12 protein-coding genes are annotated in these 11813 nt (G+C 65.6%); 4 read left to right on the top strand and 8 right to left on the bottom strand.

Annotated features, from left to right (window positions below):
• Window positions 1-36 precede the first annotated feature (36 nt).
• Window positions 37-654 carry a TetR/AcrR family transcriptional regulator gene (locus A5788_RS17040; protein WP_064870700.1) on the top strand — a complete coding sequence of 206 codons (618 nt, stop codon included), beginning with the start codon at window positions 37-39 and terminating at the stop codon, window positions 652-654.
• On the opposite strand, the gene A5788_RS17035 is transcribed toward A5788_RS17040, so the two are convergent.
• The 6 genes from A5788_RS17035 to A5788_RS17010 form a co-directional block, all read right to left on the bottom strand.
• Window positions 590-2080 (bottom strand): aspartate ammonia-lyase, encoded by a 1491-nt coding sequence (locus tag A5788_RS17035; protein ID WP_064870699.1) that lies wholly within the window; start codon window positions 2078-2080, stop codon window positions 590-592. The two genes, A5788_RS17040 and A5788_RS17035, sit on opposite strands and share 65 nt — an antisense overlap.
• Window positions 2070-3230, bottom strand: a complete 1161-nt coding sequence (locus tag A5788_RS17030) for a M20 family metallopeptidase (protein ID WP_064870744.1) — start codon at window positions 3228-3230, stop codon at window positions 2070-2072. Before A5788_RS17030 ends, A5788_RS17035 begins: the two co-directional genes overlap by 11 nt.
• A gap of 50 nt (window positions 3231-3280) precedes the next feature.
• Window positions 3281-3955 carry a DUF1028 domain-containing protein gene (locus A5788_RS17025; RefSeq protein ID WP_064870698.1) on the bottom strand — a complete coding sequence of 225 codons (675 nt, stop codon included), beginning with the start codon at window positions 3953-3955 and terminating at the stop codon, window positions 3281-3283.
• Window positions 3952-4404: a RidA family protein gene (locus A5788_RS17020; RefSeq protein ID WP_064870697.1), complete on the bottom strand. Its 453-nt coding sequence runs from the start codon at window positions 4402-4404 to the stop codon at window positions 3952-3954. The genes A5788_RS17025 and A5788_RS17020 overlap by 4 nt, the downstream gene beginning before the upstream one ends.
• 63 nt (window positions 4405-4467) lie before the next feature.
• On the bottom strand, window positions 4468-5814 hold the full coding sequence (locus A5788_RS17015; protein WP_064870696.1) for a flavin-containing monooxygenase: 1347 nt from the start codon (window positions 5812-5814) through the stop codon (window positions 4468-4470).
• Between the two features lie 112 nt (window positions 5815-5926).
• On the bottom strand, window positions 5927-6583 hold the full coding sequence (locus A5788_RS17010; protein WP_064870695.1) for a class II aldolase/adducin family protein: 657 nt from the start codon (window positions 6581-6583) through the stop codon (window positions 5927-5929).
• A gap of 190 nt (window positions 6584-6773) precedes the next feature.
• Here A5788_RS17010 and A5788_RS17005 point away from each other — a divergent pair, with 190 nt between their 5' ends.
• The 3 genes from A5788_RS17005 to A5788_RS16995 are packed head-to-tail and all read left to right on the top strand — an operon-like array spanning window position 6774 to window position 8130.
• Complete coding sequence (locus A5788_RS17005) at window positions 6774-7253, top strand: SRPBCC domain-containing protein (RefSeq protein WP_064870694.1); 480 nt, start codon at window positions 6774-6776, stop codon at window positions 7251-7253.
• A complete protein-coding gene (locus A5788_RS23595) occupies window positions 7250-7684 on the top strand; it encodes an ArsR/SmtB family transcription factor (protein WP_082938138.1) in 435 nt (144 codons plus the stop codon). Before A5788_RS17005 ends, A5788_RS23595 begins: the two co-directional genes overlap by 4 nt.
• Window positions 7684-8130 carry an SRPBCC family protein gene (locus A5788_RS16995; RefSeq protein ID WP_064870692.1) on the top strand — a complete coding sequence of 149 codons (447 nt, stop codon included), beginning with the start codon at window positions 7684-7686 and terminating at the stop codon, window positions 8128-8130. The genes A5788_RS23595 and A5788_RS16995 overlap by 1 nt, the downstream gene beginning before the upstream one ends.
• A 12-nt stretch (window positions 8131-8142) precedes the next feature.
• Here the strand turns inward: A5788_RS16995 and A5788_RS16990 are convergent, their stop codons facing one another.
• Window positions 8143-9924 carry a sigma-54-dependent Fis family transcriptional regulator gene (locus tag A5788_RS16990; RefSeq protein WP_064870691.1) on the bottom strand — a complete coding sequence of 594 codons (1782 nt, stop codon included), beginning with the start codon at window positions 9922-9924 and terminating at the stop codon, window positions 8143-8145.
• A gap of 186 nt (window positions 9925-10110) precedes the next feature.
• Entirely contained in the window at window positions 10111-11760 is a 1650-nt protein-coding gene (gene groL, locus A5788_RS16985; protein ID WP_049698933.1) for a chaperonin GroEL, read from the bottom strand.
• Between the last annotated feature and the right edge of the window lie 53 nt (window positions 11761-11813).

Below are 11813 nucleotides of genomic sequence, written 5' to 3'. Positions count from 1 at the left end.
GCCCCGACGCGGTGCATGGCGGCAGTATCGGGACGTATGGCACGTCCACGCAATCAGCACGCACGTCGCGCAGAGATCGTCGACGCCGCGACGAGTGCGATCGCCGCGCGCGGACTCATGGGATTGCGTATCAAAGACGTCGCCGACGCGGCGGGTCTGTCGCCAGGGTCGATCACCTACTACTTTCCCGGGATCGACGAGTTGTTGCTCGCGGTGCACGAGGCCGCGGTCACGCGGTTCTACGAGGGTCGACGTACCGCCGCCACCGACGTCGACGATCCGGTGACTGCGCTGACAAGGCTCGTCGAGCTCGGAATCTGCGACCCCGACGATCCGATGTCACCTGCGCTGTACGAGTTGCATCTTTACAGTGCGCGCTCACCCGCACATGCCGAACTGATGTCGACGCTCTTCGACCTCGAGACCTCGCTGTACCGCGAGGCAATCGACGGTGGCATCGCGGCGGGTGTCTTCGCCGACGTCGACAGCGAACTGGTCGCCAGGGGCGCGGTGGCGCTCGAAGACGGATGCGGCATCCATCTCGTCGGGCGCACCAGGGCGCTGGATGCCGCGAGTGCCCGCAGCGCCGTTACGCAGTATCTGCAGGCAGCGCTGCGGTGTCCTGATCTCGTCGTCGACGAGCATTCCCGCTGACGTCTCGACGCGCCGAATCGTGTGGCCGGCAGAGGTTGTCGGGGTGTAGCGCGGTGTCGAGAGCGGTGTCGTCGAGCAGTGCGGAACGTCGAACGAGATCGGGAATCGACGCTCCGGTTGCCACCGCCTCCGCGACCAACGCGGTGGTCGCCTCGTAGCCGAGGACCGGATTGAGCGCAGTGGCGATACTGGCGGAGCCATAGACCGCAGCGCGCATTCGTTCTTCTTGAGCAGTGATGCCTCGGATACAGCGTTCGCCGAGAACAAGCACCGCGGCGCGCAGATGAGTCAGTGACGACAGGAGTGCCCGCGCCATGATCGGCTCGAAAGCGTTGAGCTGCAACTGACCTGCTTCTGCGGCGAGGGTCACCGTGAGGTCGTTGCCGATCACCTCGAAGGCCACCTGGTTCACGACCTCGGGGATGACCGGGTTGACCTTGCCCGGCATGATGCTCGATCCGGCCTGAACGGCGGGAAGCACGATCTCGCCGAAGCCCGCGCGCGGACCGGACGACAAGAGTCGCAGATCATTACAGATCTTCGACAGCTTCACCGCGGCACGTTTGGTGACGCCGGAGAGTTGTACAAAGGAGCCGACGTCCGACGTCGCCTCGACCAGATCTCCCGCGGTGGTCAGCGGCAGGCCGGTGAGCTGTCGCAGACGTTCGCATGCCTGCGTGGCGTAGGACGGGTGGGCGTTGAGTCCGGTGCCGATCGCGGTGCCGCCGAGATTGATTTCGGCGATGAGCGAGATCGCCTCGTCCATCCTGTCGGCGTCCTCGCCGATGGTGACCGCGAACGCGCCGAACTCCTGCCCGAGAGTCATCGGTACAGCGTCTTGCAGTTGGGTACGGCCGAGTTTGAGCATGTCACCGAATTCGACTGCCTTGTCGGCACATTCGGCCGCCAGTACGCGCAGGGCATCCGAGAGTCCACGGGCGGCGATTCCCAGTGCCACCTTCACGGCCGTGGGGTAGACGTCGTTGGTGCTCTGTCCGAGGTTGACGTGTTCGAGTGGGTGAAGCACGTGATAGTCGCCGCGCCGATGCCCGAGCAGTTCGAGTGCCCTGTTCGCGATCACCTCGTTGGCGTTCATGTTGGTCGACGTTCCCGCGCCGCCCTGGATCTGGTCGACGACGAACTGCTCGTGAAGCGCTCCGCCCCGGATCTCGGTGCACGCCGTGATGATCGCCTCGGCGATCGGTGGATCGAGCAGTCCGAGCTCGCGATTGGACGCTGCAGCAGCCTGTTTCACTGCGGCCAGGGCGACGATGAGGTCGGGGTGAGTGGAGATGGGGACGCCGGAGATCGGGAAGTTCTCCATCGCCCGTGCCGTGTGCACCCCGTAGTAGGCGTCGGCGGGTACCTCGTGATCGCCGAGGAGATCGTGTTCGATGCGAACCGCACCCGCGGCGTCAGAGGTCACCTGTTGCCCCAGTATGTGTCGTGCGAGCGCCGTTGGACAGAAGCCTGCCGCGGATGCCGTCGAGCACGGCTGCGTCGACAACGGTCCCCGCCAGGGCTAGGGCGCCCTGAGAGATTGCAGTCTCCGCTGCCGAGGTGAGTGTGGCAGCGGCGAATTCGGGTTGATGGTTGACCGTGGGTAGCGAATCGATGCCGATGTAGGGGTGAATCGCCGGGAGCACCTGCGAGACGTTGCCCATATCGGTCGACGCACGCGCCATGGTCGCGTCTGGTCCAGAGCCGAAACGGCGTCCAGCCGCGAGGGCGCGCTGCTCGTAACGGCCGAGAAGTTCTTCATCCGTGCGGAACTCGGCGTACGGCTTGGACTCCGGGGTCACCGTGAGCGACGCGCCGCTGGCGAGTGCACCCGCCTCGAAGCATCGCATGACACGCGGTTCGACCTCGGCGAGTTCGGCGAGCGTTTCGGCGCGGACATACCAGCGTCCCTCGGTGTGCTCGGCGATGGAGTTGGGTGCCTCGCCGCCGCGTGTCATCATGCCGTGTACGCGCACCGACGCGGGAAGCTGTTGGCGCAGAAGGCCGATGGCCACCTGGGCGATGGTGAACGCATCTGCGGCGTTGACGCCACGTTCGGGGTAGGCGGCAGCGTGCGCCGACTTGCCGTGGTAGTCGATGTGACTGTGCGAGACGGCGAATGGCCGCGCGCGTGCAACATCTGCCGGTCCGGGGTGAACCATCGCGGCGGCGTGCTGAGCGTCGAATCCGCCGCGCTCGAGCAGTTCGATCTTGCCGCCGCCGCCTTCTTCCGCGGGAGTACCGATGACCGTCAGTGTCAGACCGAGGTCGTCGACGATCGGTGCCAGCGCAAGTGCCGCTCCGACGGTGATCGCGGAGATGAGGTTGTGCCCGCAGGCATGGCCGAGTCCCGGCAGTGCGTCGTATTCGGCGCAGAGTGCGACGTGGAGGTTGCCACTTCCGAGCGTTGCGGTGAAGGCGGTTGGGAGGTCGCAGAACTGTTCGACGATGGTGAAGCCGCCGTCGGCGAGTGAGCCGGCCACCCGAGCTGCCGAATAGGTTTCCTCCCAAGCGGTCTCGGGATTGTCGTACAGGTCGTGCGAGAGCGCGATCAGACCCGGGTGCGCCGACGCGATGCGGTTGCCGAGTTCGGCGTCGAATCGATCGGGGGTGGTGTCGATGGTGGTCACAGGTCTCCCGGAACTCCGTAGGAGGGCGCACGCGTCGGGTCGACGCCGCGGACACGGTAGTCGTTCTTTTGTGGCTGCCAGATCTGCCAGAGCGAAGCGAGGTCGTCGAGCGGATCGTCGGCGAAATCCACGCGCAGATCGGTGACGGGCCACGGCACGTCCTCGACGACCAGGAGGCCGGCAGAGTGCACCGGTCCTTCTTCGCCTCCGGCGTCGAGCGCTGCGCGGAGGCCGTCGAGCAGTCGTTGTTCGAATGCGTCGGCTGGACTGTCGGCGTAACCGTTCAGCAGCGACTCGAGCACCGACAGGTCGGCAAGCATATTGCCGGCGGCCACGGACTGGTCGCCCTCGACGCCACCGTAGGTTCCCAGGCTGCGCGCGCCGGAATGCAGCGCGGTGTGCCCGTGCGCGTCGACGACGCTCACCTGGCGGTACTCGGGGTGTTGCTCCGTGGAAAGTGCTGCGGTGAGCGCTTTCTCGGCGTCGAGGCCGTCGGAAAGCCGGTCGAGCACCGCGGGGCCGAGTGCGGGATTGGTGACGTTCTGCGACGCGACCACGCCGACACCTGCCCGCGGGTGGGCGCAGCGCGCTGCTACCGCGGGACTCGACGAACAGACGATGATGCCGAATGCGCCACTCGCGGGGTCACGCGCGACGAGCGACATCGTCATCGTGCCGCTCCGCTCGGCTCGCTGAGCACTGCGGTCGCGTCGATCTCGACGAGCCATTCCGGCCGCGCGAGTGCGTCGACCACCAGTCCGGTCGACACCGGATACACACCCTTGAGCCAGCGGCCCATCACCCGGTAAACCGTCTCGCGGTAACGGATGTCGGTGAGATACACGGTCACCTTGACGATGTCGCGCAGCGAACTGCCCGCCTCGTCGAGCAGCATCGCGATGTTGCTCATGGCCTTCTCTGCCTGTACCTCGACGTCGCCGATGCCCACCGATTCGCGGGTGTCGAGATCCTGGCCGATCTGTCCGCGCAGATAGACGACGCCGCCTGCGACGACGGCCTGGCACAGGTCGTTGTCGAGGTTCTGCTCCGGGTAGGTCTCGCGGGTGTTGAAGGGACGGATGCGGGTGTGGGTGACGTCAGGGCTGACGGCTGCGCTCATGGGTTGCTCCCGTGCTTGAGTGTGTGGAGTGGCTGGATAGCGTGTTGGCGGATTACGGGGAGTTCAGGAAACCGCCTGAGCGGCAAGCGCATCGGAGTCCGACGGTGCGGCGGCGTCGACCTGCTCCGGTCGGTAATCCCGATAGCCCCGCTGGATGGCGATCTGGTCGGCCAGATACTTCGCGTCGTGCCATACGCCCCAGATGAAACTCGATCCGCGACGTGAGAGCCATGGCAGTCCGAGGAAGTAGATTCCCGGTTCGCCTGACACGCCCCGCTGGTGCGCCGGGCGGCCCTTCTCGTCGAAGGCGTCGACCTTCAGCCAGCCGTAGTCATAGGCGAAGCCTGTCGCCCACACGATGGACGTGATCCCGGCGGCGGCGAGGTCGAGTTGCGCGATCGGATCGGTCACGCAGTCGGGGAGTGGTCCCAGGACGTGGGCCTGTGGTTCTGCGGGGAGGTCGAGGCCATTGCGCTCGATGAAATCGTCGGCCTCTCGGAGCATCGCGAGGTACGTTGCGTCGCCGTTCTCGATATTGGTGCGCAGATCCGCGGCAAACGTCATGGTGCCTGCGTCGAATGCCTGCGCGCGCCCGAGAAGGGTGGTCCCGTCGGCGGCGAGCTGCCGGAAGTCGACGGTGTGCCCTCCGCCCGCGCCGCTGACGGCGATGGTCACGTGCTCTGCACCCGCCGGAGGTGCCGCGGCATCCCATTTGCCGAGAACGCCCAGCCACCAACAGAAGTCGCGACCACGGTAACTACGTGGCGGGCGATCATGCGGTCCGACGGCGAGGTACGTCTCGCGGCCTGACGCGCGCAGTTCCGCAGCGATCTGCACGCCCGACGACCCCGCGCCGACGACGAGAACGCCGCCCTCGGGGAGCTGCTGCGGGTTGTGATAGTCACTGGAGTGGATCTGATGGAACGGTGCATCGTGGGGCACGACGGCGGGGATGACCGGGGTCTGGAAGGCGCCGGTCGCAGCGACCACGAAGTCCGCCTCGATCGGTCCGTCCGAAGTCTCGACGCGAAAGCCGTTCTCGCCCTGCTTCTTACGGACCGATGTCACTTCCACGCCGGTGCGGATGGGTGCGTTGATGCGCTGGGCGTAGGAGCCGAGGTAGTCAGCTACCTGGTCCTTCGTCGCGAACGCGTCGGCGTCGACGTCGAACTCCAGTCCGGGGAAGCGGTCGTGCCACGCGGGACCGTTGGCGACCAACGAATCCCACCGCCACGTTCGCCAGCGTTCGGCGACGCGATCGCGCTCGAGTACGAGGTGGTTGATTCCCTGAGCCGTGAGGTGCTCGCTCATCGCGATACCTGCCTGGCCCGCGCCCACGACGAGCACCTCGACCTGTGTGGCCGCGGTACCCGCGGGTGTCTGGGTCCCCGGCGTAGCCAACTCCACCATCTCGTACCTCCGCTGTTGCATGCGTTGTCGTTGACTCAATGATCATCGGACCACCTGCATCTGTACAGCAGAGATATCCTGGGTATTACATCGGTTCAGTCGATGCAGGGTTTCAACGGTCGCGACCGGGATAGGGCTGGTAGGCCCGGCGGGCCGCGGTGGCCACGACCTCGGTGAGCTGGTCGTCGCTGAGTATCGCGGGCGCCCCGGCGCTGACCGCCTTCAGATACACCTCGCTGAGCCATTCGACGACGCCGAGGTGCTCACACGCGGTCTCGATGTTGCCGCCGATCGCGACCGACCCGTGGTTGCGCATCAATGCCGCGGTGCGCTCGAACAATGCAGCCACCACGCCCTCGCTCAGCTCCGGGCTTCCGAAGACCGCGTAGGGAGCAACTCGTACCGAGCCGCCGACCATGGCGGCGTCGTAGTGGATCGGTGGGAGGAGCTCGGTGATCGTCGACACCGCGACCGACGCGATCGGGTGGGCGTGGGCGATCGCCGAGGCGGAGGTCGACCGGTAGAGGTCGAGGTGGAATCCGAGTTCTGCCGTCGGGCGGTAGCGGGTTTCTTCGATCACCGAGCCATCCATGTTGACGACTACCAGTTGATCCGGTTGGACGGAGCCGAGGCGTGCACCCTGCGGTGTGACGAGCACGCGATCGCCGACGCGGACGGAGAGGTTGCCGCCGGTGCTCAGCGACGTGCCCGCGGCCGCGAGTTGATGCGCAGCGACGCACAGGGGTACGCGCTGATCGACGATGTCCACCTCTTTGACGGTAGTCGGTCGAATGGCCTCGCCGCAGTGAGACGCCTGTGGCTCCTCATCTCGATCTGATTCCGGGGGTCCCCGGATGGTCGCGGTCTGATTCATTGCAGCTCATTGAATGCAACTAATGGTTGCGTGTTGAGTCAACGGGTCGTAGATTCGTACGCAACCAAAGGTTGCAGGAGGAGCTATGGACAAGCTGACCGACCCAGAGGTGGGGACCCTCGTGCGAGAGCTCTACATCGACGCCGAGCCCGACATCGTGTTCGACGTCGTGAGTTCGCCCGAGCATGTCGCACAGTGGTGGCCCGATGAGGCTCGATACCGACTCGAACCGGGGTCGCCCGGCGAGTTGGTGTTCCGTACCGGCGATGGTGGCGAGATCGTGCAGCAGTTCACCGTCGTCGAGTCGAATCCGCCACGCACGTTCTCGTTCCGGTGGACTCACCGGCCCGGCGACGACCCGGTCGCGGGCAACTCGTTACTTGTCACCTTCGCCCTCACCGCGTCGGGCAGTGGTACGACGCTGACGATGACCGAGACGGGATTCCGTGAAAGAGGTTGGGAGGAAGCAGAACTCGAACGGCAGTTCCGTGAACACATCGACGGCTGGAGCTTTTTCCTGCCTCGACTGGTGACCTACGTTGACGGAATGGAGGCCGCATCGTGACGCGTCGTCGCGGATCAGTAGGCGACGTCGACGACGCACTGTGGTCGGCCATCGGAGATCCGACGCGCCGCCGCATCGTCGACCTTCTTCTTGCTGACGACGGGGGTACGGCGACGTCGTTGAGTGAGCAGCTTCCGGTCAGCCGTCAGGGAGTTGCCAAGCACCTCGGAGTGCTCGACCGAGTAGGACTCGTGCAAGCGACGTCGACGGGACGTGAGCGACGCTACGACGTCGACAGGGCTCAGCTTGCCAAGGCAGCCGCACAGCTCGAATCCGTCGGGGCCGCGTGGGATGCCCGGCTCCACCGCATCAAGGGCATCGCGGAGGCGCTGCAGCAGGCCCGCAACCAGGGCAAACCAGAACACCAACCTCCAAAACAGAACGGTCCACAAGAGAACCGTCCAGAACATAACGATCAAGGGAGTAACTGATGAGCAGCATCCTGCACAGAATCGGCGTCGAGGGCGCCACCACCACAGACGTCTACGACGCGTTGACCACCATCGACGGCTTGGCGGGCTGGTGGACAGAAGACGTAAGCGGTGACGGTGCGGCCGGTGGACGGCTCGAATTCCGCTTTCCACCGGTCGGCGGATTCGACATGGAGGTACTCGAGACCGTCCCGGCGGAGTCGGTGCGATGGCGCGTGATCGAAGGCCCCGACGAATGGGTTGGCACGACCATCACGTGGTCGCTGAGCCAAGAGGGCGACTACGCCATCGTGATGTTCAGTCACGACGGCTGGCGCGAGCAAGTGCCGTTCATGAACCACTGCAGCACCAAGTGGGCGGTGTTCCTGATGAGTCTCAAGGCGCTGATCGAGTCGGGCAAGGGCACACCCGCACCGCGCGACGTCGCGGTCAGCGACTGGCACTGAGTGCGCCCACGGTCAGGTGTTGATCCCGAACTCCCTGATCTTGCGATAGATGGTCGCCCGCGAGATGCCGAGGGCCGCGGCCGCCGCTGCCTTGCTGTGGTTGTTCTCCTCGAGGCTGCGTACGATCGCGTCGCGCTCGAGCGATTCGATCCTGGTCAGGGTGTGCCTGCTCGTCGAGCGACAGCGCGGAGGTAGTTGAGCCGCCTCGATGGTGCCGGTGCGCTGATGGGTGACCACCTCGCGCAGGATCTGTCGTAGCTCGGTGACATTCCCGGGCCACGAGTACTTGCTGAGCTGGTTCATCGCGTTCGGTGCGACTGCCAACTCACGTCCGCGGGTCAGTTGCTTGAGCAGCGTCGGCACCAGATCGTGGAGGTCTTCGATGCGATGCCGCAGCGGAGGGAGTTCGACGGTGTGCCCGAAGAAGGGCAGCAGCACCGACGCCGCGTTCCCGGCGTCTGGCAGCGTCGTCACCGCGAGCCAGCCTGCGTGCTCGCGACCCGGAAGCAGATCGGAGATCGCGTTCACGGTGTCGTCGTCGAGTTGGTCGAGGCCACGGATGATGACCCCGAAGCCGTCGGTGTCGAGTTCGGCTTCGAGGGCGTCGAACGTCTCCGGCGACTCGAAGTCGTCGGCGTTGAACACCCTCGTCGTGCCGGGCAGAAAGCGCTCGGCCGCGGCCCGGAGTACGGCTGTGCGGCCCGAGCCCGATTCCCCCGAGACCGCGATCCAGCGTCCGGCGCGCACGTGCCCGGCGACGTTGTCGCAGCACTGACGCCACGATGAGCTTCGGCCGACGAGGCCGGGAAGGGCGGTGGCGGAGGTTCGAGTGACGCGTGCGTGTCGGGTCGGGCTGCCGTCGACGAGGTGAACTCGGAAGACCGCGATATCGGAGTCGCAGTGCTCGTCGACAGGTGACAGCCGTGCCACCCTCCCGCTGGGCAATGCACTGACCCGCGGGATCGCTGCGTCGAGGGAATGGGCGTCGACGGAATGGTCGACGGCCAGCTCGAGGAGAGCGGTTTGGTCGGACGGATTCATGCTGTGGCGCAGCCTGCGATTCATCAACACGACGTCGCCGGACAGCCCGATCACCATCGCCTGCGGAGCCCTTCGACACGTCGCGAGATAGGCATTGAGGAGTCGGGATTCACGCTCACTGGCCTGCGAGACCATGCGCTGCACGATCTGCGACGTCGCCGACTTCGCCAGCGAGAGCAACAGACTCGACGGGTGCTCCTGCTCGGTCAGGCACGTGAGGTCGAGCGCGCCGACGATGGCTCCGGAGATGGGATTGAGGATGGGAACTCCCGCGCAGGAGAGTCGGCCGAGACAGCCCGCGTAGTGTTCCGAGCCGCTCACCAGCGTCGGTTGCCGGGTCTCGAGGGCTGTGCCGATTCCGTTGGTGCCGGCGTGCTCTTCGCTGTAGCTGTATCCGGGAGCGAGACTGACGTCGTCGAGCATCTGCTGCAGGCCCCGATTGGCGGTGGCACGTGAGAGTACGACGCCGTCGGGCGAGGTGAGGATGATGCTGATCGGTTCGGAGACGAGGTCGTTGGCGAGTTGATCGAGAACCGGCCGAGCCGCGGCGATCAGGGGTGTCTCGGGATTGGGTTCACGAACGAAGGGGAGTTCGAGTCGGTCGGCATCGACATTGAGCGCGCGCGAACGTCGCCACGACGTGAAGATCGCGTCGCGGACGTCGACATCGACATCGTCGTCGCTCAGAAATCGCTCGCGGGCGCGGGCGACGTGTCGTGATGTCGGAGCCTGGGCTGGTGGCTGGGATATCACGTGGTAGGTAACCCCTCTGTGATCTATATCTCACTTCCGAGTGTAGCCGACACATGGTCTGACGGACATGTGTTGACGGCCGGTCGTGTGCGCGTGTGTTCGGCGTTGGGAAGGGCCGGCCGCGATCAACGCCGTGAACGGTTAGTTCAGATCGCGACCGGCCCAGTTCGGGGGACTACCAACCGGTCAGTAGATGTTGGACGGGCGCACCATTCCTTCGGCGAGGTCGCCGAATCCGGGTGCGGGGATCGCGCCCGGATTGCCCATGACCTCCTCGACCACCGCGGTCTCGGTGGTGATCAACAGTGCGGCGATGGAAGCCGCGCTCTCCAGCGCGGCGCGGGTCACCTTGCACGGATCGATGACGCCCTCGTCGAACATGTCCGCGTACTCGCCGGTGAGCGCGTTGAAGCCGTGCCCGAGGGGCAGACCCGTCACGACGGTCACCACTTCGTCGCCGTCGTAGCCCGCGTTGGTGGCGATCCAGCGCACCGGTTCGGCGAGTGACCGTCGAACGACGTCGATGCCGACGGCGTCGTCGCCGGTCGCCTCGAGCGGTTCGAGCGCGCGATGCGCCTGTGCCAACGCTGTACCGCCGCCGGAGACGATGCCCGCCTCGACCGCCGCGCGTGTCGCCGCCAACGCGTCTTCGACGCGAAGCATGCGTTCCTTGAGTTCGACGCTCGTCACGCCGCCGACCCTGATCACGGCCACGCGTCCGGTCAAACGCGCGATACGGAGTTCGAGACCGTCGCGATCTGCATCGATTCGAGCTCGCTGCAGTTGCGCTTCCAGATGCGACACGCGAGCGTCGACGGACGCCTGGTCGCCGTGCGCACCGACGATCGTCGTCTCGTTCTCGGTGACCGTCACCCGATCGCAGGTCCCGAGGTGCTCGATCGACACCTCGGACAACTCGATGCCGGTGTCCTTGGCGATGACGTGGCCGCCGAGCGCGACCGCGAGATCTTCGAGCTCGGCGATCCGTCGATGCCCGAAACCGGGAGCGCGTACAACGACCGATTGCATCGTCTTGTGCATGTTGCCGCCGACAAGAAGTTGCAACGCCGGGCCGTCGACATCCTCGGCGAGGACGAGCAGCGGCCGATCGGCTCGCTTGGCCACCTCGATCGCGGGCATGATCTCCTGCACCGACGTGATCTTCTTGTTGGTCAACAAGACAACGGGATTGTCGAGGACGGCTTCCATGCGTTCGGGATTGGTGACCATGTAGCCGGAGATGTAGCCGTGGTCGAATTCGATGCCGTCGACGATGTCGACCGCGAGACCGAGAGTGTCGCTCTCCTCGGTCGTGATCACTCCGGTCTTGCCGACGTGCTCGACAGCAGATGCGATCACGTCGCCGATCACCTCGTCGTCGCTTGCGGCCAGAGATGCGATCCGTTCCAGGTCGCTGCGGCCGCCGATCTGGACGGCCTGGTCGTTCAACGACCCGACTACCGCGGTCACCGCGCGCTCGATACCGCGGCGCACCCGCATCGGATTGGCGCCCTGCTCGACGGCGCGCAGTCCCTCACGAACCATGGCCTGCGCCAGCACGGTGGCCGTCGTGGTGCCATCACCCACGACGCCGTTGGTCTTCATTGCGACTTCCTTGACCAACTGAGCACCCATGTTGGCGAACGGATCTCGCAGCTGGATCTCGCGTGCGATCGTGACTCCGTCATTGGTGATCGTCGGCGGTCCGGTCAATTTCTCCAGCACCGCATTGCGTCCTTTCGGACCCAATGTCACCTTGACCGCGTCGGCGAGGGCGTTGACGCCCCGCTCCAGCCGCAGTCGCGCTTCGGCGTTGTAGCGCAACTCCTTGGCCATGTTGGCACCTCTTTCGATTGGGTTGTGGGGGTTGGGGTTTCCTGGTTGGGCTG

It is taken from the genome of Gordonia sp. 852002-50816_SCH5313054-c (assembly GCF_001665925.1).
GTDB classification, from domain to species: Bacteria; Actinomycetota; Actinomycetes; order Mycobacteriales; family Mycobacteriaceae; genus Gordonia; species Gordonia jacobaea.
The sequence above is the reverse complement of the archived record's forward strand: the minus strand, read 5'-3'. Positions and strand labels throughout refer to the sequence as shown.